The organism is Streptomyces sp. NPDC005004 (assembly GCF_053600675.1).
In genome coordinates this window covers 12,861-36,257 of record NZ_JBSGAH010000035.1, presented here as the reverse complement: position 1 = coordinate 36,257, position 23,397 = coordinate 12,861, and the positions used below count along the sequence as shown (strand labels likewise).

The window sequence follows — 23,397 nt, the reverse complement described above, 5'->3', positions numbered from 1 at the left end:
GACCTGGCTATCACCCATGCACACCCCTACGGCTCGGCCCCACCCTCGACCGCACGAACCTACTGGTCCTCGACCTTGACCAAACACATAGGGGCACCCCCCCGCACCAGACGCCGCGGGCTGATCCACGAAGATCGGAGAGACGCCCCCCAGGTCCCGGGCTCAGGCGTCCTGGTACGGGAAGCGCGCGAGGGGCGCCTCACCCGCGAAGAAGGTCTTGGCCCGCGCCAGCGCGTCGGTGTCCTTGCGTACGTCGCCGGGCGCGGTGCCGTTGCCGAGCAGGACGCCGCCGAAGCGCATCCCCATGTACGCGGCCGAGTTGTTGAGCGTGCCCACCAGCGGGTCGGCGACCGAGGGGTTCGCCCCCGCGAGCGCCGTCACGCCCCACAGGGTGCGCCCGGCCATGTGCTCCTTGAAGCCGAGCCCGGGGATGCGCAGCCAGGCCGACCAGTGGTCCAGGTAGTGCTTGGTGAGGTACGAGACGGAGTACCAGTAAAGTGGCGAGGCGATCACGACGTCCGTGGCCGCGAGGGTGGCGTCCAGCAGTCGCCCGGCCGCCGTGTCCGGAGCGGGCCGTACGTGGTCGCCGTCGTGCCGCAGATCGGCGAAGTCGGGCAGGCGCAGCTCGGACAGTCGCAGCCACTCCCGCTCCACGTCGGAGGGGAGCTGCTCGGCCGCGGCTCGGGCCAGGAACTCGGTGTTGCCCTCGGTGCGGGCGCTGCCCAGGACGAAGACGAAGCGGCGGTTCATGGTTCTCCCGGGGTGGTGGCGGGCGACTTCCCTGATATAGACGCAAGCATCTTATGCACGCGCACTTATTCCGTTCCGGCCTTTCCCGCGATCCGGCCCGCCGGGCTGATGCGAGGCTGTGACGCGCCGGTGACGGCCCGGCCGAGGAGCGCCGGGCACACTGGCAGGCAGGAGGCGTACGGCCGGATGGCGGCGCCGGGGGAGTGAGGAAACGATGTCCGGACTGAGTCTGGAGAAGAAGCGCGCGGTGTCGATCCCGGCGGCGCGGCATGAACTTGCCGAACCGATTCAGCAGACGACCGAGACCGTCCCACCGGCCAGCCGTTTCGACACCCTGGCCGAGGAAATCCTCTCCGGCTCCCTGACCGGCCCCCTCGCCCCGATCGCCGAGGCGATCCGCGACGGCCGCACCGCGGAAGCGGCGACCCTGACATCCCGGACCATCGCCCACGCGGCCCGCGTCCTGGGCCACCGCCACCCCGAAGTCCTGACTTTGGGTGAACTCACTGCCTACATCGCCTACTTGACCGGCGACGTCCGCCACGCCTGCGAACTCTCCCTCAACCTTGCCTACCGCCACCGCGAATCCGCCCACCCCACCGCGGCCTACGCCAACGTCCTCAGCGCGTCCGCCGCCTGGCGAGCGATTCCCGACCCGTCCGTGGCCCTCTCCCTGGGCCACAGCCTGACCAACCTCTGGACCCTCCTGCTGGCGGAGCCGGGCCCGGCGTCGACGGACGACCCGCACCTGCTGGACTCCGCCCGGGAACGCCTGCCGCGCCTGGCGGCGCGGGCGCGAGCTGCCGGGGGACCGGCTTAGACCTCCCGCGGCGGCACCGACAGCCAGTCCGCGTTCCGGAATGCCGGTGGGATCTCGTCCTCCGCGGGGTCGATGCCGAGGTGGTCCAGTTCGTCGTACCAGCGGTCGCGTTGGGAGTCGGGGAGGCGGTGGCCGCACCAGGGGCAGTAGGCGATGGTGAGGGTCGCGGTGCCGCCGTCGTGGATGATCAGGGCGTATTCCTGGAAGCGCGGGGTGAAGCCGATGAGGGTGTCGGGGCAGGTGAAGGGGTCGTCGTGGTGGGGGCAGCGGGTGTTGACCTGGGCGGTCATCGACTCGCAGCAGTGGTCGGTCATGGGCTCGGCTTTCCTGTGGACGCTCGCGTCGGCTAGCTGACGCAGAACTCGTTGCCTTCCGGGTCCGCCAGGACCACCCAGTCGCCCGCAGGTTCGGAGACCTCGCCCAGGACGCGGGCGCCGAGGGACTTCAGGCGGGTGATCTCCTCGGCGCGGTGGTCGGGGCCCGGGTGGAGGTCGATGTGGAGGCGGTTCTTCCCCGTCTTCGGTTCGGGGACGCGCTGGAAGAGGAGGCGGCGGCCGAGGCCGGTCCCCGTGGCGCGGTCGTAGGGGTCTTCGGGGTGGCGGACGCCCGCGAGGTCACGGAAGGCGGGGTGGCCGTGGTACTCCACGGTGGCCTCGCCGTCGAGCGCGCCGACGGACAGGAGGCGTTCGATCAGCGCGCTGTTGTCCTCGGGCGCGTAGCGCAGGGCGGCGGCCCAGAAGTCTGCCTGCGCGTGCGGATCGGCCGCGTCGATGACGAGCTTCCAGTGCAGCGGGGCGGGGGAGGACGGGTTCGTCATGTCCCACTTATAGCGGTGGGGGTGGTCGGGTGCCCGGTGACCGGCCGATCGGGCGCGCCCGGTCTCCGGCCCCCGCCACGGGGCACGTCCCGCCTCCGGCCTCCGCCACGGGGCACGTCCCGCCTCCGGCCCCCGCCTCGGGGCACGTCCTGCCTCAGCTCTCCGCCGTCGCCGCCTCCGCCGCAGGCGCCGTCGGCTCCACTTCCGCCGCAGCCGCAGTCGGCACCCCCGCAGACCGTGCCACCACCCGTGCCCGTCGCACCGAGTGCATCGCGTTCCAGGTCAGGAGGATCAGGGCGAGCCAGACCAGGGCGAAGCCCGCCCACCGCTCCGGGGGCATCGCCTCGTGGAAGTAGAGGATGCCGAGGAGGAACTGGAAGACGGGGGCCAGGTACTGGAGGAGGCCGAGGGTGGAGAGGGGGACGCGGATCGCGGCCGCGCCGAAGCAGACCAGGGGCAGCGCGGTGACGACGCCGGTCGAGGCGAGGAGCGCCGCGTGGCCGGGACCGTCGGTGGTGAAGGTGGCGCCGCCGTGGGCGGAGAGCCAGATCAGATAGGCGACCGCGGGCAGGAACTGGATCGCGGTCTCGGCGGCCAGCGACTCGACACCGCCGAGGCCGACCTTCTTCTTGACCAGCCCGTACGTCGCGAAGCTGAAGGCGAGACAGAGGGAGATCCACGGCGGGCGGCCGTAGCCGACGGTCAGGACGACGACGGCGGCGAAGCCCACCCCGACCGCCGCCCACTGCACCGGCCGCAGCCGTTCCTTGAGCAGCAGCACGCCCATCGCGATGGTCACCAGCGGGTTGATGAAGTACCCGAGGGACGCCTCCACCACGTGACCCGCGTTCACAGCCCAGATGTAGACGCCCCAGTTCACGGTGATGACGGCCGCCGCCAGCGTGACCAGCGCGAGGCGGCGTGGCTGCCGCAGCAGCTCACCGGCCCAGGCCCAGCGCCGTACGAAGACCAGCGCGGCCGCGACGAACACCAGCGACCACGCCATCCGGTGGGCCAGGATCTCCATCGCCCCGGCCGGCTTCAGCAGCGGCCAGAACAGGGGGACCAGGCCCCACATGCCATAGGCCGCGAAGCCGTTCAGCAGACCTATTCGGTGCTCACCCTTGGACGTCCCGGCCACGGGCCCCTCCTTCTCGCATTTCCAGCCACGCGAGGAAGAAGGTAGCGCCGCCGCGGGGTGCATGTCATGCCCGTATCGCCATACGGTCATGACACGCGCCCCGACAAGGACATTCAGTCCTTCAGCGCCGCCTCGATCGCGACCGCCAGCGGCGTCGTCGGGCGCCCGATCAGGCGCGACAGCTCCCCGCCGGAGACCACCAGGTCGCCCCGCTCGATCGCCTGGTCCACCTCGGCGAACACCGTCACGAGCGCCTCCGGCAGCCCGGCGCCGGTGAGGATCGCCTCCAGCTCCGGCACGGAGACCGACCGGTAGGCGATCTCCCGCCCGGTCGCCCGGCTCAGCTCCGCCGCGTACTCGGCGAAGCTCCACGCCTCGTCGCCGCCCAGCTCGTACGTCGTGTTCTCGTGGCCCTCGCCGGTCAGCACCGCGACCGCCGCGGCGGCGTAGTCGGCGCGCGCGGCCGAGGAGACGCGGCCGTCACCCGCCGCCGCGACCACCGCGTCGTGGGCGAGGACCGGGGCCAGGTTCTCGGTGTAGTTCTCGTGGTACCAGCCGTTGCGCAGCAGCGAGTAGGGCAGCCCGGAGGCGAGCAGCGCCTTCTCGGTGGCCCGGTGCGGGGCGGTGAGCCGTACGTTCAGCGTGCCCGGCGCGCTGGTGTACGCGAGCAGCGCCACCCCCGCCGCCCCGGCCGCGTCGATGACGACCTGGTGCTGGACCGCGCGGTCCTTGGTGATCTCGTTGCCCGAGATCAGCAGGACCTTGTCGCCCTCGGCGAAGAGACCGCCGAAGGTCTCGGGGGCGTTGTAGTCCGCGACGGCGATCCGCACCCCGCGCGCGGCGAAGTCGGCGCCCTTCGCCTCGTCCCGTACGACGGCGGTGATCTCCCCCGCGGGGACCTTCTCCAGCAACTGCTCCACGACCAGGCGGCCGAGGTGTCCGGTGGCTCCGGTGACGACGATGCTCATGGGTGCGTGCTCCTTGGGGGCGGTAAGCCGGGTCGGTATGTCACTCACCCTAGGGGTGGCGCTAACCAAGCGAAAGTACCCACTTTGAAGTAAGGTACTGGCATGGCAGTAAGTGACATGGCGGAAGCCGAGGCCCTGTGCCCCTACCGGCTGGTCCTCGAGCACGTCACCAGCCGCTGGGGCGTCCTCGTGCTGATCGAACTGCTCGACCGCTCCTACCGCTTCGGCGAGCTGCGCCGCGCCATCGACCGGTGGAACGGCCGGGGTGTCAGCGAGAAGATGCTCACCCAGACCCTCCAGACCCTGGAGCGCGACGGCCTGGTCCACCGCGACGCCCAGCCCGTCATCCCGCCCCGCGTGGACTACTCCCTCACCCCGCTCGGCCGCGAGGCCGCCGAGCAGGTCAGGTCCCTGGCCCAGTGGACCCACGACCGCATGGACCGGGTGGACGCGGCGCGCCGGACGTACGACGAGGCCCGGGCCGCGTCCGCCGCCCGGGCCTCCTGAACCCGCCGCGCGGACCTGCCCGGGCCCCCGTCACCCCGGCGTTCCTCAGCCGATGACCGTCCAGCTGTCCCCGCCCGCGAGCAGCGCCGCCAGATCGCCCTTGCCCCGCTGCTCGATCGCCGTGTCGAGCTGGTCGGACATGAGCGTGTCGTAGACCGGACGCTCCACCGACCGGAACACCCCGATCGGGGTGTGGTGCAGGGTGTCCGGGTCGGCCAGGCGGGAGAGCGCGAAGGCCGTGGTGGGGGAGTCGGCGTGGGCGTTGTGGACCAGCAGGTCCGCCTCGTTCTCCTCGGTCACGTCGACGACCTTCAGGTCACCGGTCGCCCGGTCGCGGACGACCCCGCGCTCACCGTCCGCGCCGCCGAAGCGCACCGGCTGCCCGTGCTCCAGGCGGATCAGCGCCTCCTCGGCACGCTGCTTGTCCTTGAGGGCGTCGAAGGCGCCGTCGTTGAAGATGTTGCAGTTCTGGTAGATCTCGATCAGCGCCGTGCCGGGATGGTCGGAGGCCTGCCGCAGGACCTCGGTGAGGTGCTTGCGGTCGGAGTCGATCGTCCGCGCCACGAAGGACGCCTCCGCGCCGAGCGCGAGCGAGACCGGGTTGAAGGGTGCGTCCAGCGAGCCCATCGGCGTCGACTTGGTGATCTTGCCCAGCTCTGAGGTCGGGCTGTACTGCCCCTTGGTCAGACCGTAGATCCGGTTGTTGAACAGCAGGATCTTGAGGTTGACGTTGCGGCGCAGCGCGTGGATCAGATGGTTGCCGCCGATGGAGAGGGCGTCGCCGTCGCCCGTGACCACCCACACGCTCAGGTCCCGCCGGGAGGCGGCGAGTCCGGTCGCGATGGCCGGGGCGCGGCCGTGGATGGAGTGCATCCCGTAGGTGTTCATGTAATACGGGAAGCGGGAGGAGCAGCCGATCCCGGAGACGAAGACGATGTTCTCCTTCGCCAGGCCCAGCTCCGGCATGAAGCCCTGCACGGCGGCGAGGATCGCGTAGTCACCGCACCCCGGGCACCAGCGCACCTCCTGGTCGGACTTGAAGTCCTTCATCGACTGCTTGGCCTCCGCCTTGGGGACCAGTTGGAGCAGCCCGTTGCCCAGGTCAGTCATCGATGGCCTCCTTCAGCGCGGCGGCAAGCTGTTCCGCCTTGAACGGCATCCCGTTGACCTGGTTGTAGGAGCGCGCGTCCACCAGGTACTTCGCCCGGATCAGGGTGGCGAGCTGGCCGAGGTTCATCTCGGGGATCACCACCTTGTCGTAGCGCGCCAGGACCTCGCCCAGGTTGGCGGGGAAGGGGTTGAGGTGACGCAGATGGGCCTGGGCGATCGACTCGCCGGCCGTGCGCAGCCGCCGCACCGCCGCCGTGATCGGGCCGTACGTCGAACCCCAGCCGAGCACCAGGGTGCGGGCGCCGTCCTGGTCGTCCACCCGGAGGTCGGGGACCTCGATGCCGTCGATCTTGGCCTGGCGGGTGCGGACCATCAGGTCGTGGTTGGCCGGGTCGTAGGAGATGTTGCCCGTGCCGTCCTGCTTCTCGATGCCGCCGATGCGGTGCTCAAGACCGGGCGTGCCGGGGAGCGCCCAGGGGCGGGCCAGGGTCAGCGGGTCGCGTTTGTACGGCCAGAAGACCTCGGTGCCGTCCTCCAGGGTGTGGTTCGGGCCCTGCGCGAACCGCACGGACAGGTCCGGGAGTTCGTCCGACTCCGGGATGCGCCAGGGCTCGGAGCCGTTGGCCAGGTAGCCGTCGGAGAGCAGGAACACCGGGGTGCGGTAGGTCAGCGCGATCCGGGCCGCCTCCAGCGCCGCGTCGAAGCAGTCGGCCGGGGTTCTCGGCGCGACCACCGGCACCGGTGCCTCGCCGTTGCGGCCGTACATCGCCTGGAGGAGGTCGGCCTGCTCGGTCTTGGTCGGCAGGCCGGTGGAGGGGCCGCCGCGCTGGATGTCGACGATCAGCAGCGGCAGCTCCAGCGAGACCGCGAGCCCGATCGTCTCGCTCTTGAGCGCCACACCGGGACCACTGGTCGTCGTCACCGCGAGGCTGCCGCCGAAGGCCGCGCCCAGCGCCGCGCCGATCCCCGCGATCTCGTCCTCCGCCTGGAAGGTCCGCACACCGAAGTTCTTGTGTTTGGACAGCTCGTGCAGGATGTCGGAGGCCGGGGTGATCGGGTACGAGCCGAGGAACAGCGGCAGATCCGCCTGCCGGGAGGCGGTGATCAGGCCGTAGGACAGGGCGAGGTTGCCCGAGATGTTGCGGTACAGACCCGGCGGGAAGGCACGGGCGGCCGGAGCCACCTCGTAGGAGACGGCGAAGTCCTCGGTCGTCTCGCCGAAGTTCCAGCCCGCGCGGTACGCCGCGATGTTGGCCGCCGCGATGTCCGGCTTCTTGGCGAACTTCGTCCGCAGGAACTTCTCGGTGCCCTCCGTGGGCCGGTGGTACATCCAGCTCAGCAGCCCGAGGGCGAACATGTTCTTGCTGCGCTCGGCCTCCTTGCGGGAGAGGTCGAACTCCTTGAGCGCCTCCACCGTGAGGGTGGTGAGCGGCACCGGGTGCAGCTGATAGCCGTCCAGCGAGCCGTCCTCCAGCGGGTCGCCCGCGTAGCCGACCTTCTGCAGGGCGCGCTTGGTGAACTCGTCGGTGTTGACGATGATCTCGGCGCCGCGCGGCAGGTCGCCGATGTTGGCCTTCAGCGCGGCCGGGTTCATCGCGACCAGCACGTTCGGCGCGTCGCCCGGGGTGAGGATGTCGTGGTCGGCGAAGTGGAGCTGGAACGAGGAGACACCCGGCAGGGTGCCCGCGGGGGCACGGATCTCGGCGGGGAAGTTGGGGAGCGTGGAGAGGTCGTTTCCGAAGGACGCGGTCTCCGAGGTGAAGCGGTCGCCGGTGAGCTGCATCCCGTCACCCGAGTCCCCCGCGAACCGGATGATCACCCGGTTCAGGCGCCGCACGTCCTTCGCGCCGCCCGGTGTGCGCTGCTCTCCCACGACCGTGTCGTCGGCCGGTTCCGCTGGGCTGCTGACCTGGCTGGTCACTGAACTGGACCTCCTTCGAGGCGGCTGTCCATGGGCGGCCGTCCCACCGGCCGTCCAGGATCAACCCTACGTCGATTAGGGTCGCCTTCCGAGGGAATCCACATGGTGGACGGCTCCCCGGGACGGCCTCGCGGGCTGACAGCTCATGATTTCCCGTCACCCCCGAGGACCACTCGAAAGACACTCCCCAGGTGGCCCCTGGTTTCACCCGGGTTCCCCCCGTGCCGGACGTGAACAGTCCCCGGGAGAACAGTCCCCATAAGGAGTGACCCCCACGGCTCCCGCGGGGAAGCGCTCTTACGAGTTCAGATACGTCAGCACCGCCAGCACCCGCCGGTGGTCCCCCTCGCTCGGGGCGAGCCCCAGCTTCAGGAAGATGTTGCTGACGTGCTTCTCCACCGCGCCGTCGCTGACCACCAACTGCCTGGCCACGGCCGAGTTCGTCCGCCCCTCCGCCATCAGCCCCAGCACCTCGCGCTCGCGCGGGGTCAGCCCTGCCAGCACGTCCTGCCTGCGACTGCGCCCCAGCAACTGCGCGACGACCTCGGGGTCGAGCGCCGTACCGCCCCCGGCCACCCGGACCACCGCGTCCACGAACTCGCGCACGTCGGCGACCCGGTCCTTCAGCAGATAGCCCACGCCCCGGCTGGACGCGGCCAGCAGCTCGGTGGCGTACCGCTCCTCCACGTACTGCGAAAGCACCAGCACCCCGAGCCCCGGGTGCGCCTTGCGCAGCTCGACCGCCGCCCGTACGCCCTCGTCGGTGTGGGTCGGGGGCATCCGCACGTCCGCCACCACCACGTCCGGCAGCTCGCCCGCCGCGTTCAGCTCGGTGATGGTCTCGACCAGCGCCTTCGCGTCCCCGACCCCGGCGACCACCTCGTGACCCCGGTCGGTCAGCAACCGGGTCAGCCCCTCTCTGAGCAGCACCGAGTCCTCGGCGATGACCACGCGCACCCTGTTCTCCACGATCTCCCGGCCCCCCACAGCCCGCCGCCACGACGCCTTGTCCACCACGGGGACCAGCATTCCAGCAAAGGGGGCGGCGCGGGGGGTGTCCTGTCCGTCGGCTGTCCCGGTCAGCTGCGGCGGCCCGGCCCCGAGGCGAGGCCCGGCTTCCCGGCCGGCACGGCTCCGCTCCGCTCAGTCGCGCCAGGGAAGCTCCGCCGTGATCCGGGTCGGGCCGCCGGGCGGGGAGTCGACCACCAGCAGGCCGTCCACGGCGCCCAGCCGCGCCGACAGGCCCGCGAGTCCGGAGCCCTTGGCGGGGTCGGCGCCGCCGACGCCGTCGTCCGTGACCACCAGCATCAGACGGTCGTCGGTGCGCCAGAGGTCGACGGTGGCGCGGTGGGCGCGGCTGTGCTTGCTGATGTTCTGGAGCAGTTCGGAGGCGGTGTAGTAGGCGATGCCCTCGATGGCGGGGGCGGGGCGGCTCGGCAGGTCGGTGGTGACCGTCACCGGGACCGTGCAGCGGCTGGCGACGGAGGAGAGCGCCGGGTCGAGACCCCGGTCGGTGAGGACGGCGGGGTGGATGCCCCGCGCCAGGTCGCGCAGCTCCCGCAGGGCGGTCTTCACCTCGCCGTGCGCCTCGTCGACCATGCGGGCGGCCGCCTCCGGGTCCTCGCGCAGCTTCTCCTTGGCGAGACCGAGGTCCATGGCGAGGTTGACCAGCCGTGCCTGAGCCCCGTCGTGCAGATCCCGTTCGATGCGCCGCAGGTCCGCCGCCGCCGTGTCCACCACGGTCCCGCGCCCCGACTCCAGCCGCTCCACGCGCTGCGAGAGCCACGAGGGACCGAGCAGCCCGCGCACCAGCAGCCCGTCCACCGTGGTCAGACCCCGCAGGACCCACGGCGTGAGCAGCGTGAACATCAGACCGGTCAGCGAGGTCACGGTGATCTCGAAGGGGTTGTCCAGATACACGCTGTGGTGCGCGTCGCCGTAGAGCTGGATGCCGCCCTGTCCGGCGTACATCGGGAACACCCAGAACCACAGCGGGTACGTCAGCAGCGCCCAGCCGTACGTCCAGAAGCTCAGCCCGACCGCGAACGAGAACACCGCCCACGGGAAGCGGACCAGCGCGAAGAGGAGGTTCCGCCAGGAGCTGCCGCTCTTCAGCACGGCGCCGATCCAGGCGAGGGCGCCGGGTCCCCGTACGGTCAGCGGCTCCGGCTCCGCCACCTCGACCCGGAGCAGCCCGCGCGCCCGCGCCCGCTCCAGCGCCCCGAACCCCCGGCAGCCGGCCAGCCCCAGCGCCAGCACCGGAATCCCGACGAACGTCACCAGCAGCCCCGCGCCGAGCGACACCGCCGTCACCGCCCACACGAACATCGCGATCGCGATCGGCAGGCTCAGCAGCACATACCCGAACTCCCGCCAGGTGCGCCCCTCGAACGGCGCCCGCAGCCCGGCCGGCACGCGATGGCTCCGCCCGCCGCCGGATGCGCTGGGAACCCGGTACCCCTGTCCGTCGTACTCGGTGGCCATCGCCGTGATCCGTCCTCTCGTCACCTGTCCGAACGTGCCTTCAGGCTCCCGCGGGGGGTGGGGCCGGGGCCATGGCGTGGGCCGGTGTCGGGGGGCGGGGGTTTTCCCTACCGGGTGCCTCCGGCGGGCTTCCGGGGGCTTCGGGGGGCGGGTGTCCGGCGGGTGGCGGGCCGAGTATCCGGTGTGGTCGTGGCGCGGGGCGTACGTAGGCTCCGAGCCGTGACAACGACCTACGTGCTGGACGGCACCCGGATCAGCACGCTGGAGGACTTCTGGCGAGTTGTCGGCGAAGCGGTCAACGGCACCGGGGGCTACTTCGGCCGAAACCTCGATGCCTTCGCGGACTGCCTCAGCGGCGGCTTCGGAACACCCGACGACGATGACTACGTGGTCGAGTGGCGCGACCACCAGGTGTCCCGCGAGCGCCTCGGCCATCCGGAGACGGCTCGGCAGTTGGAGATCCGGTTGGCACGCTGCCACCCCGCGAACCGCCCGTCGGTCCGTGCCGACCTCGACGCGGCGCGAGAAGGGCGCGGGACCACCGTCTTCGACTGGCTGGTCGAGATCTTCGACGACCGCGTTCCCGGCGGCCTGCGGCTTCGCTGACCGGGCACTCACGAACGCCCTCGGTGTGGTCGGGGGTCGGCGGTCGGAGGGACCGGCGCGCCGCCGGGGGCGTCGCTCGCTTGCGGCGCCTTCTGGCGATCGACCGCTCTACGCCCGCTCCCCCACGTGTTCTACGCCCGCTCCCTCACGCCGTCCGGTCCCGCCACGGGAGTTCCGCCGTGATCGTTGTCGGCCCGCCCGGCGAGGAGTCGATCAGCAGGAGGCCGTCCACCGCGCCGAGGCGTTCGGTGAGGCCGTGGAGACCGCCGCCGGGGGAGGCGGTCGCACCGCCCGTGCCGTCGTCGCGGACCTGGAGCATCAGGCGGTCGTCGGTGCGCCAGAGGTCGACGGTGGCGTGGTGGGCGCGGCTGTGCTTGCTGATGTTCTGGAGCAGTTCGCTGGCGGTGTAGTAGGCGATGCCCTCGATGGCGGGGGCGGGGCGCGTGGGGAGATCCGTGGTGACGGTCACCGGGACCGTGCAGCGGGCGGCGATGGAGGAGAGGGCCGCGTCGAGGCCGCGGTCGGTGAGGACGGCGGGGTGGATGCCCCGGGCGAGGTCGCGGAGTTCGCGCAGGGCGGTCTTCACCTCGCCGTGGGCGTCGTCGACCATGCGGGCGGCGGCCTCCGGGTCCTCCAGCAGCTTCTCCTTGGCGAGCCCCAGCTCCATGGCGAGGTTGACCAGGCGTGCCTGGGCCCCGTCGTGCAGATCCCGTTCGATGCGCCGCAGGTCCGCCGCCGCCGTGTCCACGACCACCCCCCGGTCCGACTCCAGCTCGGCTATCCGGCGCTCCAGCTCGTCCGAGGGCGCCAGCAGAGCCCGGGCCAGCGCCCGGTCCACGTTCGTCAGACCCCGGGCGATGAACGACAGCACCGGCCAGAGGACGAACAGCGAGGTCAGGACCGTGCAGAAGGTGAAGATGCCCCAGGGCAGCCGGATGAAGAAGTAGAGCAGTGCCCGCCAGCCCACCGGATCGCGCAGCACGAGCCACAGCCGCCGCGCCGCTCTCCGGTCCCGTCCGCGCAGCACCGCCAGCGGCGACGGCTCGGGCACCCGCACCCCGAGCAGCCCGCCCACCCGCGCCCGCTCCAGCCGCCCCAGCAGCCGCGCCCCCAGCAGACAGCCCGCGAGCAGCGGCAGCCCGAGCACCGTCACCGTCAGCCCCGCGCTGACGGACACGCAGGTGACGACATAGGTGAACCCGAACACCGCCACCGGCAGGTTCAGCAGAAGAAACGCGATCTCCTTCCAGGTCTGCCCACCGAAGGGCAGCCGGGCGGGGGAGAGGGGTGCGGCGTCGGAGTGGGAGACGGGGAGGGTTCCGCGGGCGTCGGTCTGGAGGGCGTGGTCCGGCCCACGGGCGTCGGTCTGGAGGGCGTGAGCGGTCCGGACGTTGCCCTCGTCCCGGCTCGCGGCGGAGGCGGCAGCGGTCATGGCCGTCAGCCTGCCGTGTCCCACACCCCCCGCGCCATGCGGCAGTCCGCCTTCCGCCCCCGGGGGAAAACCCCACCCCGCGCCCCTCCCGGTCCCTCTCAGCGCGTGACGACCTGCTTACCGCTCCTTTGCCAGGGCCTAGACTCCCGTGCATACAGACCCTCGGATCGCGTCACGTCGCGCGGTTCCCAGGGGTCACCCAGGGCACGCGGATCACACAGGTCAGGGAGCGAGGAGAAGGACGGTGCGGGAGACGTTGGGGGACTCGACGGTCGCCGCGGCCAGCCTCGCGGCGGACCACCCCGGGTCGTACTTCGGGTCGTACTCGGTCGTGGGGCTGCTCGCCGTCGTCGGCGTGCTCTTCGTCGCGGTCGCCTTCGGCGCGGGTCGGCTGCTGCGCCCGGTCGTACCCACCCCCGAGAAGCTCATGACGTACGAGTGCGGTGTCGACCCCGTCGGGGAGGGCTGGGCCCACACCCAGGTCCGCTACTACGTGTACGCGTTCCTCTACGTGATCTTCGCCGTCGACTCGATCTTCCTCTTCCCCTGGGCGACGGTCTTCGCCGCCCCCGGCTACGGCGCGACGACTCTCGTGGAGATGTTCATCTTCCTGGGCTTCCTCGCCGTCGGCCTGCTGTACGCATACAAGAAGGGCGTCCTGACATGGACGTGAACCCGGCCGCGACCTCCGCCGCCCCCTCCGAGCCGGTGCCGCTGCCCGAGCCGAAGAGGCTCGGCGCGCTCGCCCGGCTCGCCCCCGAACCGATGAAGGTCGTCCTCAACTGGGGCCGCCGCTACTCCCTCTGGGTCTTCAACTTCGGCCTCGCCTGCTGCGCGATCGAGTTCATCGCCGCGTCGATGGCCCGGCACGACTTCATCCGCCTCGGCGTCATCCCCTTCGCGCCGGGCCCCCGCCAGGCCGACCTGATGGTCGTCTCCGGCACGGTCACCGACAAGATGGCGCCCGCGGTGAAGCGGCTGTACGAGCAGATGCCCGAGCCGAAGTACGTCATCTCCTTCGGCGCCTGCTCCAACTGCGGCGGCCCGTACTGGGACTCCTACTCCGTCACCAAGGGCGTCGACCAGATCATCCCGGTCGACGTGTACGTGCCGGGCTGCCCGCCGCGCCCCGAGGCGCTCCTCCAGGGCATCCTGAAGCTCCAGGAGAAGATCGCGCGCGAGTCGCTGGGCGAGCGGTACGGCTCCGCCAGGCCCTCCGCCGCCGTACTCCAGAGCGGTCTGGTCAAGCCGCCGGCCGCCCCTGTCCAGGGGGACGCGCGATGACGACGACCGGCTGGCTGCCCGCCGACGCCGAGGAGCTGTTCGGCGCGGGGGCCACGGCGGAGGAGTCGTACGACGTCCTCACGGTGGACGTGGCCCCGGATGCGTGGCTCGACGCCCTGGAAACAGCCCGTACGACCCTGACCTGCACCTACTTCGACTGGCTGAGCGCGGTGGACGAGCCGGGCACGGGCTTCCGTGTCTCCGCGCACGTGGTGGCCCTGGGCCCGGTACGACGCCTTCTCGTCCGTACGACCGTGCCGCACGCGGCGCCCGTCCTGCCCTCCGCCGTCGGCGTCTACGCGGGTGCCGCCTGGCACGAGCGCGAGACCCACGAGATGTTCGGCGTCGACTTCACGGGCCACCCCGGCCTCGAACACCTCCTCCTCCCCGAGAACTTCGAAGGCCACCCGCTCCGCAAGGACTTCGTCCTCGCCGCCCGCGTCGCCAAGGCGTGGCCCGGCGCCAAGGAACCGGGCGAGTCGGAACACGGCACCCCCAAGCGTCGCCAGATGCTCCCCCCGGGCGTCCCGGACCCGAACGAGTGGGGTCCCCTTAAGGGCCAGCTCCCTCCGGCCCCGACCCGCGAACGCCCTGCGCGCCGCACGCGCTCGGCCGCGGAGGGCTCCGCCGGACAGGAGGCTGCGCCGGCGGACCGCCCGGCCCGTCGCACGCGCTCGGCGTCGGAGGGCTCGGCGAGCCAGGACGCCTCCGCACCGGCGGAGCGTCCGGTGCGTCGTTCCCGTTCGGCCGCCGAGGGCTCGGCGAGCCAGACGCCTCCGGCGACGAAGCGGCGTACACGCTCGGCGGCGGACGGCTCGGCGAGCCAGGCGGCGCCCACGACCGGCGAGCGCCCGGTCCGGCGCGCCCGCTCCGCGTCGGAGGGTTCGGCCAGTCAGATCGCGGAAGCGGCGGAGGCGGCTGGGAACACCGGGGCTGGATCGGCGGGTGGTGCCGACAGCTCCGCCGGGGCGCCCGGCGAGGCCACCCGCGCCGACGGTGCCGGACCGGCGGGCGAAACGGCCACCACCGCCGGTCCCGCTGACGCCCCGTCGACAGGCGAGGCCACCGGAGGTGCCCCCTTGCGCCTCCGCCGCACCCGGAGCGCGAGCGACGGCTCGGTGAGCCAGTCGACCGGTACGGGCGGACAGGACCCGGAGTCCGCGCCACAGACTCCGACGACGCCCGAGGCGCCGGGGGAGCAGCCCCGCACCCCGGGCCGCCCGCGCCGGATGCGCAGCGCCTCCCAGGGCTCCGCGTCCCAGGGCTCCGCGTCCCAGCAGAGCCCGGACCCGGCCACCCCCGAGCCCCCGGCCCGCCGCAGCCCGGCCCCCCGCAGCGCGGACGCCCCCTGGCACCACGCCCGCCCGGCCTTCGACGACCCGACCCCGGACGAAACCCCGGAGCCGAACGAGCCCCCACAGGCCGGTCGGACCCCGGGCAGCGCACCGGAGACCGGCGCGACTCCCACCCCGCCCCGGGCGCCGGAGCCGACCCGCGACCCGGCCCCCGACCGGACCCCCGAGCCGGACCAGGCACCCGAGCCCGACCAGACCCCCGAGCCCGGCCCGGCTCCGGACAAGGGAGGCGCGTCCGGCGCGGTTCCCTCCCCGGAGCCGACCCCGGACCAGGCACAGGACCACCCCGCCCCCCAGCCCCCCACCCCCGAAGACCCCTCAGGAGACCCGCGGTGAACGACGTATGGCCCGTCGCTCTGCGGCTTCTGATCGTGTTCGGCGTGTTCCTCACGTTCCCGCTGATCGTGGGTCAGACGGAGCACAAGGTGATGGCGCACATGCAGGGCAGGCTGGGCCCGATGTACGCGGGCGGGTTTCACGGATGGGCGCAGCTCGTCGCGGACGGGGTGAAGTTCGCGCAGAAGGAGGACGTCGTACCGGCGGGAGCCGACCGGCGGATCTTCCAGTTGGCACCGGCGGTCGCGCTGCTGCCGTACCTGCTCGTGCTGCTGGCGATCCCGATCGGGCCCGGCAGCGGCGCGGTCGGGCAGGTCGTGGACGCGGGAATCTTCTTCGTGCTGGCCGTGATGGGCGTCGGAGTGCTCGGTTCGCTGATGGCCGGATGGGCCAGTGCGAACAAGTTCTCGCTGCTCGGCGGCCTGCGGACCGCGGCGCAGTTGCTGGCGTACGAGCTGCCGATGCTGCTCGCCGCCGCGTCGGTGGCGATGGCGGCGGGGACGGTGTCGCTGCCCGGGATCGTCGGCGCGTTCCACTGGTGGTGGGTGCCCTGGCAGCTCACCGGCGCGGTCGTCTTCTTCGTGTCCGGACTCGCCGAGCTGCAACGCCCCCCGTTCGACATGCCCGTGGCGGACTCGGAGATCATCTTCGGCGCGTACACGGAGTACACCGGTCTGAGGTTCGCCCTGTTCCTGCTCGCGGAGTACGCCGGGATCGTCGTGCTGTGCGGTCTGACCACCGTCCTGTTCCTCGGCGGCTGGCACGGACCCTGGGGCGCGCAGGGCCTCGGCTGGGTGTGGACCCTGCTGAAGACCGCGGTGCTCGCGTTCCTCGTGATCTGGCTCCGCGTCACCTACCCCCGGTTGCGCGAGGACCAGCTCCAGAAGCTCTCCTGGACCCTCCTCGTCCCCCTCGCCCTCGCTCAGATCGCCCTCACCGGCGTCGTCAAGGTGGTGATCTCCTGATGCCCCGCATCCCCGGCTCCGGCCTGGCCAAGGGCCTGGCCGTCACCCTGCGCACGATGACGAAGAAGACCGTCACCGAGCGGTACCCGGACGTGGAGCCCGACCTGCCGCCCCGCACCCGCGGAGTGATCGGCCTGTTCGAGGAGAACTGCACGGTCTGCATGTTGTGCGCCCGCGAGTGCCCCGACTGGTGCATCTACATCGACTCCCACAAGGAGACGGTCCCCGCCGCCACCCCCGGCGGGCGCGAGCGCAGCCGCAACGTCCTCGACCGCTTCGCCATCGACTTCTCGCTGTGCATGTACTGCGGCATCTGCATCGAGGTCTGCCCCTTCGACGCGCTGTTCTGGTCGCCCGAGTTCGAGTACGCCGAGACCGACATCCGCGAACTCACCCACGAGCGCGACAAGCTCCGCGAGTGGATGTGGACCGTCCCGGCGCCGCCCGCCCTGGACCCGCACGCCGAGGAGCCCAAGGAGATCGCCGCCGCCCGCAAGGCCGCCGACAAACTGGCCGCCGCACAGGCGGCGGAGTCCGCGCAGGCAGCCGGGTCCGCTCACGAAGCCGCCGCTCGAGAAGAAGAGACCCCACGGAAGTCCACCCCGCAGGAGGGAGAGTCGTGAGCCCCACCCAGGCCGTACTGGCTGCCGCCGCCCCCCACGGCTTCCTGTCCCCGACCGGCGTGGAGATCGCCTTCCTGCTCGTCGGTCTCGCCACCCTCGGCGCCGCGCTGATCACCGTCACCACCCGGCAGCTCGTGCACGCCGCCCTGTGGCTGGTGGTCGCGCTCGGCGGCCTCGCCGTCGAGTACCTCCTGCTCACCGCCGAGTTCATCGCCTGGGTGCAGGTCCTCATCTACGTCGGTTCCGTCGTCGTCCTCCTCCTCTTCGGGCTGATGCTCACGCGGGCGCCCATCGGCCGCTCCCCGGACGCCGACTCGGGCAACCGCTGGGCCGCGCTCGCCGTCGCGGCGGGCGCCGCGGGCGCGCTGGTCTGGGTGGTCGTGGACGCCTTCCGCGCCACCTGGATCGACCTGGACGGACCGGCGGCCGGCACCACCCGCGTCACCGGCGAGAGCATCTTCCGCGGCTGGGTCCTGCCCTTCGAGGCGCTGTCCGTACTCCTCCTCGCCGCCCTGGTCGGCGCGATCGTCCTGTCCCGCAAGGCCAAGGCCGACCAGAAGCAGGACCAGGCCCCCGCCGCCCCCGGCCCGGCCAGGGCTCCCGGCGTCCCGGGCCCCACCCAGACCCCCGGCGAGAAGGAAGGCGCCCACTGATGCACCTCGCCTATCCCGCCGTACTCTCCGCCCTCCTCTTCTGCACCGGCCTCTACGGCGTCCTCGCCCGCCGCAACGCGATCCTGGTCCTGATGTCGGTCGAACTGATGCTCAACGCCGTCAACCTCAACCTCGTCGCCTTCGACGTCTGGCTGAGCCGCGCCGCCCGCGACACCCTGCACTCCGGCCAGGCGCTGACCCTGTTCACCATCGCCATCGCCGCCGCCGAGATCGGCATCGGCCTGGCCATCGTGCTCGCCGTGTACCGCAACCGGGGCACCTCCGACATCGACCGGCTCCGCGACACCGCCGAGGGCCCCGACGCCGCCCCGGGGGCCGAGAAGGCTGAGGCCACCGCGTGACCACGATCACCCTCGCCGCCCTCGTCCCCGTCCTCCCCTTCCTCGGCGCCGCCGCCGGACTGCTGCTGGGCCGCACCGCGCCCGGCTTCGTCCGGCCGCTGGCCGTACTGCCCGTCCTCGCCTCCCTCGTGCTGACCGCGCTCGTCGCGGCCCGCCAGGGCGGCGGCCGGGCGATCGACGCGGCCACCCTGCTGACGCCCACCGGTTCCGTCCCGGTCGACCTCGCCCTGCACATCGACGGCTTCGCCGCGCTCGTCGCCGTCCTGGTGGCCTTCGTCGCGAGCTGCGTGCAGATCTACTCGACCGGCTATCTGCGCGAGGACCCCCGCTACCCGTCGTACGCGGCCCTCGTCTCCCTCTTCACCGCCGCCATGCTTCTCGTCGTCTACTCCGGCGACCTGATCGTGCTGCTGGTCGGCTGGGAGGTCATGGGCATCTGCTCCTACTTCCTCGTCGGCCACTACTGGGAGACGCCCGAGGCCCGCGCCGCCTCCCTCAAGGCGTTCCTCGTCACCAAGCTCGGCGACGTGCCGTTCCTGATCGGCCTGTTCGCGCTCGGCACCGACGCCGGGTCCTTCCGCATCACCCGCGTCCTCGCCACCGTGGCGAACGGCGGGCTGGACCACCCGACCCTGATCGCCCTGCTGCTCCTCGCGGGCGTCGCGGGCAAGTCGGCGCAGTTCCCGCTGCACACCTGGCTCCCGGACGCGATGGCGGGCCCCACGCCGGTCTCCGCGCTGATCCACGCGGCGACCATGGTCGCCGCCGGTGTCTACTTCGTCGCCCGTCTCCTGCCCGTGTTCGAGGCGTCCGCCGCCGCGATGGTGGTCCTCGCCGTGATGGCCGCCGTCACCATGGTGGGCTCCGGCCTCTCCGCGCTGGCCCAGGACGACATCAAGCGCGTCCTCGCCTACTCGACCATCGGCCAGCTCGGCTACATGACCGGCGCCCTCGCCGTCGGCGACCGGGGTGCCGCCGTCTTCCACCTCCTCGCGCACGGCGCCTTCAAGGCGCTGCTGTTCCTCGCCGCCGGTGTGGTCATCCACGCCGCCGGCACCAACTCGCTCGCCGCCATGTCCCGCATGAGCCATCTGCGCGACCGCGTCCCGGACGCCTTCTGGACGATGACCGTGGCGCTGCTCGCGCTCGCCGCGATCCCGCCGTTCAGCGGCTTCTTCTCCAAGGAGTCCGTCCTCGGCGCCGCCGAGCACACCGCCACCGGGCACGACGGCGCCGTCCCCGGCGCCGCGGGCTGGATCGTCCTCGTCGCCGGTCTCGTGACCGCCCTGCTCACCGCCGCCTACGCCACCCGGCTGTGGCTGCTCGCCTTCCGCGGCCGGGGCGCCGAGGCCCCCGCCCTTCCCCAAGCTCTCAACTCCGTTCGAGCAGGGGAGACCCCAACCCGCGAACCGCTCACCATGACCGTGGTGCTCTGGGTGCTCGCCGTGCCCTCGCTGGCCTTCGGCGCGCTCGCCTACCGCACGCTGCCCGGCTGGTTCGACGGCCGCGGCCTCGCGCCCACCCTGCTCACCTCCGTCCTCGGCACCGGCCTCGCCGTCGTCGGCGCACTGCTCACCTACGGCGTCTGGCAGCGCACCTCCGCCCGTGCCGCCCGCGTGCCCCTGGGCGCCGTCGCCGCGCACCCCGAGGGCGACGCGGGCCAGGTGGAGGCCGAGGCCATCGCCGCGCACGAGGCGGCCTACGGCGACATCGCCCGTGCGCCCGACCCGGCGGACCCCGCGCGCGTCCTGCTCGGCCCGCTGTTCAAGCCCGCCGCGACCGGCTTCCACCTGGACGCCGTGTACTCCGCGCTGTTCGTCCGCCCGGTCCTCGCCGGAGCGAGCCTCGTCCGCTTCCTCGACCGCGAGGTCGTCGACACCTACGTGCGCGGCGCCGCCGCCCTGCCCCGGCTCCTCGGAGCCGCCGTACGCCGGGCACAGACCGGCAACGTCCAGACCTATGTGAGCGCGCTGCTCGCCGGCACCGTCGTCCTGACGGTCGCCGTCCTCCTCGTCGCCTCGGGAGCGTGAGCGGGCGTGATCGGTATCAACGAGTCAGTGATGCAGTTTCTTCTGGCGTTCATCGTCGTCGCCCCGCTTCTGGGCGCCGCCGCCGCTCTCCTGCCCGCCCCGCCCGGGCTGAAGGGGAAGTCCCCCGACCAGGCCGTGCTCCGCCACGGCGTGACCGTGACCGGCGTGGTCCTCATCGCCGCGATCGTCCTCGCGCTCGGCTTCGACCACGACCACCCGTCGAGGATGCAGGCCCAGACCGACATCAGCTGGATCCCCGCCCTCCATGTGCGGATCCACCTCGGCATCGACGGCATCTCGCTCCCCCTCGTCGTCCTGACCGCGCTGCTGACCTTCCTCTGCGCGCTCTACTCCTTCTCCAAGCCGCCCACGGGCCCGTCCCCGAAGGCGTTCACCGCCCTGGTCCTGCTGCTCGAAGGCGGTACCCTCGCCTCCTTCTCCGTGCTCGACCTCGTCCTCTTCTTCCTCGCGTTCGAGACCGTGCTCGTCCCCATGTACTTCCTCATCGCCCGCTGGGGCGGCGAGGGCCGGAGCAGGGCCGCGTGGAAGTTCATCCTGTACACGCTGCTCGGCTCCGTGATCATGCTGCTCGGCCTGCTCCTGATCGGGATCAGGGCGGGCACGTTCGACATGGTGGCACTCGCCACCGACAACGGCCGGTCCCTGAGCACATCCGTGCAGGTCATCGCCGTTCTGGCGATCGGGCTCGGGCTCGCCGTGAAGACCCCGATGTGGCCCCTGCACAGCTGGCTCCCCGACGCCCACACCTCGGCCCCGACCGTCGGCTCGGTCCTCCTCGCCGGCGTCCTGCTGAAGATGGGCACCTACGGGTTCGTCCGCATCCTGTTGCCCGAGGCACCCCAGGGCTTCCACGTCTTCGCGCCCTACCTCGCCGCCTTCGCCGTGGTCGGGATCGTCTACGGCTCCCTGGCCTGCCTCAACCTCGCCAGACCCGGTGCCAAGGGCGACCTCAAGCGGCTCATCGCCTACTCCTCCGTCGGCCACATGGGCTTCGTCCTGCTCGGCATCGCCACGATGACCCCGACCGGCGTGAACGGCGCCCTGTTCGCCAACATCGCCCACGGCCTCATCACCGGTCTGCTGTTCTTCCTGGTCGGCGCCCTCAAGGACCGCACCGGCAGCACCGACCTCGACACCCTGGCCCAGCACACGGGCGCCGCCCTCTACGGCCGCGCCCCGCGCCTCGGCGGACTGCTCGCCTTCGCCGCCGTCGCCTCGCTCGGACTGCCCGGGCTCGCCGGATTCTGGGGCGAGATGCTCTCCCTGTTCGGCGCGTTCCGGCCCGCCGCCGGCCTCGACCGCGGCGCCTACCTCGTCTTCATGGCGATCGGCGCCTTCGGCACCCTGCTCACCGCCGCCTACCTGCTGGTCGTGGTCCGCCGGGTCTGCATGGGCGACATGCGGCGCGACCTGCCCGAACTCACCGACGTACGCGGCTACGAGCTGGCCGCCTGGACCCCGCTCGTCGTCCTCACCCTCGTCGCCGGACTCTGGCCGAGGTCCCTGCTCGGCCTCACCGACCCGGCCGTGCAGCAGCTCCTCGCGGGAGGCATCCGATGACCGCCCTGGCCCAGCCGCTCGCCCAGTCGGCGGTCCAGTCCGTCGACTGGCTCGCGATCGCGCCGCCCGTCATCGCCGCCGTCACCGCCCTCGTGGTGCTCGTCGCCGACCTTTTCCTGCCGGAGCGCCGCAAACCACTCCTCGGACGGGTTTCCGTCGCGGGCCTGGCCGCCGCCGGGCTCATGCTGCTGCCCCTGCTCGACGGTGACCGCGGCACCTTCTGCGCGGGAACCGGCGCCGCGCGCGCGTGCAGCTACCGCGCCGACCACTTCACCCTCGCCATCCAGCTCCTCGTCCTCGGCGGCGCCCTCCTCACGGCCCTGCTCTCGATGACCGGGCTCAAGGACGAGCACCGGCGCGTCCCGGCCGGGGAGTTCTGGTTCCTGCTGCTGTCCTCGGCGGCCGGAGCCGCCCTGCTGCCCGCCTCCCGCGACCTCGCCACCCTGGTCGTCGCCCTGGAGGTCGCCTCGCTGCCCGCCTTCGCCCTCGTCGGCATCCGGCACGGCGACCGGCGCTCCGCCGAGGCGGCCCTGAAGTTCTTCCTCTCCTCGGTCACCGCCACCGCCGTCAGCCTGATGGGCGTCAGCTTCGTCTACGCCTCCACCGGCAGCCTCTACCTCGGCCAGATCGCCCAGCGGCTGCCCCACGTCGACGGACAGTTCCACGTCCTCGCCCAGACCGGAGTCGTCCTCACCCTGATCGGCTTCGCCTTCAAGACGGCCGCCGTCCCCTTCCACTTCTGGGTGCCCGAGACCTACGTCGGCGCGCCGCTGCCCGTAGCCGCCTACCTCTCGGTCGTCGGCAAGGCGGTCGGCTTCTCCGGCCTGATCCTCGTCACCGTGCTCGGCTTCCCGTCGTACGCCGACGTCTGGGGCCCCGCCCTCGCGATCCTCGCCGCGCTCACCATGACCGCCGGAAACGTCGGCGCCCTGCGCCAGAACGGCACGCGCGCGTACAGCGCGGTACGGCTGCTCGCCTGGTCCTCCGTCGGCCAGGCCGGCTACCTCCTCGTACCGATCGCCGCCGCCGGACACACCCGCGACCCCCGCCAGGCCATCGGCTCCACCGTGGCGTACGCGCTCATGTACGGCGCGGTCAACCTCGGTGCCTTCGCCGTGGCCGCCCTGGTGGGCCGTACGCGCTCCGCCAACCGGATCGCCGACTACCGGGGCCTGTACGCCACCAACCCCGTCACCGCGCTCCTGCTGGCCTTCTTCCTGCTGTGCCTCGCGGGACTGCCGCCCGGCGTCATCGGCCTCTTCGCCAAGGTCACCGTGTTCTCCACCGCCGTGCACGCGGGCCTCGGCTGGCTCGCCGTCGTCATGGCCGTCAACGTGGTGATCGCGCTGTACTACTACCTGAGGTGGACGGCCCTGCTCTTCCGCGACCCCGAGGGCGAACCGGCCCGCCACCACGTCCCCGCCCCCCTCACGCTCGCCCTCGCCCTCACCGGAGTCGTCGGCGTCGCCCTGTCCGGCGCACCGGAACTGGTCCTGCGCTTCGCCGCCGCCAACCTGTTCTGAGGCACCCGCCCCACCCGTGCGGAGCCACCCGCCCCACCCGTACGGACGTACGGCACCCCGCCCGCACCTGGGAACTCGCGGCCGCCGCCTGGCGTTGACCAGTGCGGGAGGGTCCACTGGACCGAAGGG

The 23,397-nt window shown here is 72.2% G+C and carries 23 protein-coding genes; 13 read left to right on the top strand and 10 right to left on the bottom strand.

The genetic code is table 11. The features are described 5' to 3' along the window. Positions 1 to 162: 162 nt before the first annotated feature. Positions 163 to 750 carry a flavodoxin family protein gene (locus ACWEEU_RS29900; RefSeq protein WP_451736662.1) on the bottom strand — a complete coding sequence of 196 codons (588 nt, stop codon included), beginning with the start codon at positions 748 to 750 and terminating at the stop codon, positions 163 to 165. 214 nt (positions 751 to 964) lie between these two features. On the opposite strand from ACWEEU_RS29900, the gene ACWEEU_RS29895 reads away from it, so the two are divergent. Next, positions 965 to 1,570: a hypothetical protein gene (locus tag ACWEEU_RS29895; protein WP_451736659.1), complete on the top strand. Its 606-nt coding sequence runs from the start codon at positions 965 to 967 to the stop codon at positions 1,568 to 1,570. On the opposite strand, the gene ACWEEU_RS29890 is transcribed toward ACWEEU_RS29895, so the two are convergent. The 4 genes from ACWEEU_RS29890 to ACWEEU_RS29875 form a co-directional block, all read right to left on the bottom strand. Then, positions 1,567 to 1,884 carry a DUF6980 family protein gene (locus tag ACWEEU_RS29890; RefSeq protein WP_451736656.1) on the bottom strand — a complete coding sequence of 106 codons (318 nt, stop codon included), beginning with the start codon at positions 1,882 to 1,884 and terminating at the stop codon, positions 1,567 to 1,569. The genes ACWEEU_RS29895 and ACWEEU_RS29890 overlap by 4 nt on opposite strands. A 32-nt stretch (positions 1,885 to 1,916) precedes the next feature. Next, positions 1,917 to 2,387, bottom strand: a complete 471-nt coding sequence (locus ACWEEU_RS29885) for a VOC family protein (protein WP_451736653.1) — start codon at positions 2,385 to 2,387, stop codon at positions 1,917 to 1,919. A gap of 154 nt (positions 2,388 to 2,541) precedes the next feature. Next, the gene (rarD, locus tag ACWEEU_RS29880) at positions 2,542 to 3,528 is read right to left on the bottom strand and encodes an EamA family transporter RarD (protein ID WP_451736651.1); all 987 of its coding nucleotides are present in this window, start codon (positions 3,526 to 3,528) and stop codon (positions 2,542 to 2,544) included. Between the two features lie 113 nt (positions 3,529 to 3,641). Continuing rightward, positions 3,642 to 4,496, bottom strand: coding sequence for an NAD(P)H-binding protein (locus ACWEEU_RS29875; RefSeq protein WP_451736648.1), 855 nt, complete (start codon positions 4,494 to 4,496; stop codon positions 3,642 to 3,644). A gap of 102 nt (positions 4,497 to 4,598) precedes the next feature. Between ACWEEU_RS29875 and ACWEEU_RS29870 the strand changes: the two genes are divergently transcribed. Then, a complete protein-coding gene (locus ACWEEU_RS29870) occupies positions 4,599 to 5,003 on the top strand; it encodes a winged helix-turn-helix transcriptional regulator (RefSeq protein ID WP_385747611.1) in 405 nt (134 codons plus the stop codon). 45 nt (positions 5,004 to 5,048) lie between these two features. Here the strand turns inward: ACWEEU_RS29870 and ACWEEU_RS29865 are convergent, their stop codons facing one another. The 4 genes from ACWEEU_RS29865 to ACWEEU_RS29850 form a co-directional block, all read right to left on the bottom strand. Next, positions 5,049 to 6,113 carry a 2-oxoacid:ferredoxin oxidoreductase subunit beta gene (locus ACWEEU_RS29865; protein WP_385747609.1) on the bottom strand — a complete coding sequence of 355 codons (1,065 nt, stop codon included), beginning with the start codon at positions 6,111 to 6,113 and terminating at the stop codon, positions 5,049 to 5,051. Continuing rightward, the gene (locus ACWEEU_RS29860; protein WP_451736644.1) at positions 6,106 to 8,034 is read right to left on the bottom strand and encodes a 2-oxoacid:acceptor oxidoreductase subunit alpha; all 1,929 of its coding nucleotides are present in this window, start codon (positions 8,032 to 8,034) and stop codon (positions 6,106 to 6,108) included. Before ACWEEU_RS29860 ends, ACWEEU_RS29865 begins: the two co-directional genes overlap by 8 nt. A 297-nt stretch (positions 8,035 to 8,331) precedes the next feature. Next, positions 8,332 to 9,003 (bottom strand): response regulator, encoded by a 672-nt coding sequence (locus ACWEEU_RS29855; protein WP_385747637.1) that lies wholly within the window; start codon positions 9,001 to 9,003, stop codon positions 8,332 to 8,334. Positions 9,004 to 9,177: 174 nt separating this feature from the next. Beyond that, positions 9,178 to 10,518 (bottom strand): sensor histidine kinase, encoded by a 1,341-nt coding sequence (locus ACWEEU_RS29850; RefSeq protein WP_451736664.1) that lies wholly within the window; start codon positions 10,516 to 10,518, stop codon positions 9,178 to 9,180. Positions 10,519 to 10,737: 219 nt separating this feature from the next. Here ACWEEU_RS29850 and ACWEEU_RS29845 point away from each other — a divergent pair, with 219 nt between their 5' ends. Beyond that, on the top strand, positions 10,738 to 11,124 hold the full coding sequence (locus tag ACWEEU_RS29845; protein ID WP_451736641.1) for a barstar family protein: 387 nt from the start codon (positions 10,738 to 10,740) through the stop codon (positions 11,122 to 11,124). A 145-nt stretch (positions 11,125 to 11,269) separates the two neighbouring features. On the opposite strand, the gene ACWEEU_RS29840 is transcribed toward ACWEEU_RS29845, so the two are convergent. Then, positions 11,270 to 12,556: a sensor histidine kinase gene (locus ACWEEU_RS29840; RefSeq protein ID WP_451736638.1), complete on the bottom strand. Its 1,287-nt coding sequence runs from the start codon at positions 12,554 to 12,556 to the stop codon at positions 11,270 to 11,272. Between the two features lie 244 nt (positions 12,557 to 12,800). Here ACWEEU_RS29840 and ACWEEU_RS29835 point away from each other — a divergent pair, with 244 nt between their 5' ends. The 10 genes from ACWEEU_RS29835 to ACWEEU_RS29790 are packed head-to-tail and all read left to right on the top strand — an operon-like array spanning position 12,801 to position 23,268. Beyond that, the gene (locus tag ACWEEU_RS29835) at positions 12,801 to 13,229 is read left to right on the top strand and encodes an NADH-quinone oxidoreductase subunit A (RefSeq protein ID WP_199587014.1); all 429 of its coding nucleotides are present in this window, start codon (positions 12,801 to 12,803) and stop codon (positions 13,227 to 13,229) included. Next, positions 13,220 to 13,840, top strand: coding sequence for an NADH-quinone oxidoreductase subunit B (locus ACWEEU_RS29830; RefSeq protein WP_451736635.1), 621 nt, complete (start codon positions 13,220 to 13,222; stop codon positions 13,838 to 13,840). The genes ACWEEU_RS29835 and ACWEEU_RS29830 overlap by 10 nt, the downstream gene beginning before the upstream one ends. Then, the gene (locus ACWEEU_RS29825; protein WP_451736632.1) at positions 13,837 to 15,531 is read left to right on the top strand and encodes an NADH-quinone oxidoreductase subunit C; all 1,695 of its coding nucleotides are present in this window, start codon (positions 13,837 to 13,839) and stop codon (positions 15,529 to 15,531) included. Before ACWEEU_RS29830 ends, ACWEEU_RS29825 begins: the two co-directional genes overlap by 4 nt. Then, entirely contained in the window at positions 15,528 to 16,496 is a 969-nt protein-coding gene (locus tag ACWEEU_RS29820; RefSeq protein ID WP_385747596.1) for a complex I subunit 1/NuoH family protein, read from the top strand. Before ACWEEU_RS29825 ends, ACWEEU_RS29820 begins: the two co-directional genes overlap by 4 nt. Next, positions 16,496 to 17,119 (top strand): NuoI/complex I 23 kDa subunit family protein, encoded by a 624-nt coding sequence (locus ACWEEU_RS29815; protein ID WP_385747594.1) that lies wholly within the window; start codon positions 16,496 to 16,498, stop codon positions 17,117 to 17,119. Before ACWEEU_RS29820 ends, ACWEEU_RS29815 begins: the two co-directional genes overlap by 1 nt. Continuing rightward, complete coding sequence (locus ACWEEU_RS29810; protein WP_451736627.1) at positions 17,116 to 17,772, top strand: NADH-quinone oxidoreductase subunit J family protein; 657 nt, start codon at positions 17,116 to 17,118, stop codon at positions 17,770 to 17,772. Before ACWEEU_RS29815 ends, ACWEEU_RS29810 begins: the two co-directional genes overlap by 4 nt. Further along, the gene (gene nuoK / locus ACWEEU_RS29805) at positions 17,772 to 18,134 is read left to right on the top strand and encodes an NADH-quinone oxidoreductase subunit NuoK (protein ID WP_361117919.1); all 363 of its coding nucleotides are present in this window, start codon (positions 17,772 to 17,774) and stop codon (positions 18,132 to 18,134) included. Before ACWEEU_RS29810 ends, nuoK begins: the two co-directional genes overlap by 1 nt. Beyond that, complete coding sequence (locus ACWEEU_RS29800) at positions 18,131 to 20,164, top strand: NADH-quinone oxidoreductase subunit 5 family protein (protein ID WP_451736624.1); 2,034 nt, start codon at positions 18,131 to 18,133, stop codon at positions 20,162 to 20,164. The genes nuoK and ACWEEU_RS29800 overlap by 4 nt, the downstream gene beginning before the upstream one ends. Positions 20,165 to 20,170: 6 nt before the next feature. After that, on the top strand, positions 20,171 to 21,745 hold the full coding sequence (locus ACWEEU_RS29795) for a complex I subunit 4 family protein (RefSeq protein ID WP_451736621.1): 1,575 nt from the start codon (positions 20,171 to 20,173) through the stop codon (positions 21,743 to 21,745). Further along, on the top strand, positions 21,742 to 23,268 hold the full coding sequence (locus ACWEEU_RS29790) for an NADH-quinone oxidoreductase subunit N (RefSeq protein WP_451736618.1): 1,527 nt from the start codon (positions 21,742 to 21,744) through the stop codon (positions 23,266 to 23,268). Before ACWEEU_RS29795 ends, ACWEEU_RS29790 begins: the two co-directional genes overlap by 4 nt. Positions 23,269 to 23,397 lie beyond the last annotated feature (129 nt).

Excerpts from the sequence above, each read along its gene's own strand:
- ACWEEU_RS29790 (WP_451736618.1), top strand. The coding sequence starts at position 21,742 with ATGACCGCCCTGGCCCAGCCGCTCGCCCAGTCGGCGGTCCAGTCCGTC.
- ACWEEU_RS29885 (WP_451736653.1), bottom strand. The coding sequence starts at position 2,387 with ATGACGAACCCGTCCTCCCCCGCCCCGCTGCACTGGAAGCTCGTCATC.
- ACWEEU_RS29815 (WP_385747594.1), top strand. The coding sequence starts at position 16,496 with ATGCCCCGCATCCCCGGCTCCGGCCTGGCCAAGGGCCTGGCCGTCACC.
- ACWEEU_RS29870 (WP_385747611.1), top strand. The coding sequence starts at position 4,599 with ATGGCAGTAAGTGACATGGCGGAAGCCGAGGCCCTGTGCCCCTACCGG.
- ACWEEU_RS29825 (WP_451736632.1), top strand. The coding sequence starts at position 13,837 with ATGACGACGACCGGCTGGCTGCCCGCCGACGCCGAGGAGCTGTTCGGC.
- ACWEEU_RS29840 (WP_451736638.1), bottom strand. The coding sequence starts at position 12,556 with ATGACCGCTGCCGCCTCCGCCGCGAGCCGGGACGAGGGCAACGTCCGG.
- ACWEEU_RS29900 (WP_451736662.1), bottom strand. The coding sequence starts at position 750 with ATGAACCGCCGCTTCGTCTTCGTCCTGGGCAGCGCCCGCACCGAGGGC.
- ACWEEU_RS29895 (WP_451736659.1), top strand. The coding sequence starts at position 965 with ATGTCCGGACTGAGTCTGGAGAAGAAGCGCGCGGTGTCGATCCCGGCG.
- nuoK (WP_361117919.1), top strand. The coding sequence starts at position 17,772 with ATGCACCTCGCCTATCCCGCCGTACTCTCCGCCCTCCTCTTCTGCACC.
- ACWEEU_RS29890 (WP_451736656.1), bottom strand. The coding sequence starts at position 1,884 with ATGACCGACCACTGCTGCGAGTCGATGACCGCCCAGGTCAACACCCGC.
- ACWEEU_RS29875 (WP_451736648.1), bottom strand. The coding sequence starts at position 4,496 with ATGAGCATCGTCGTCACCGGAGCCACCGGACACCTCGGCCGCCTGGTC.
- ACWEEU_RS29865 (WP_385747609.1), bottom strand. The coding sequence starts at position 6,113 with ATGACTGACCTGGGCAACGGGCTGCTCCAACTGGTCCCCAAGGCGGAG.
- ACWEEU_RS29850 (WP_451736664.1), bottom strand. The coding sequence starts at position 10,518 with ATGGCCACCGAGTACGACGGACAGGGGTACCGGGTTCCCAGCGCATCC.
- ACWEEU_RS29830 (WP_451736635.1), top strand. The coding sequence starts at position 13,220 with ATGGACGTGAACCCGGCCGCGACCTCCGCCGCCCCCTCCGAGCCGGTG.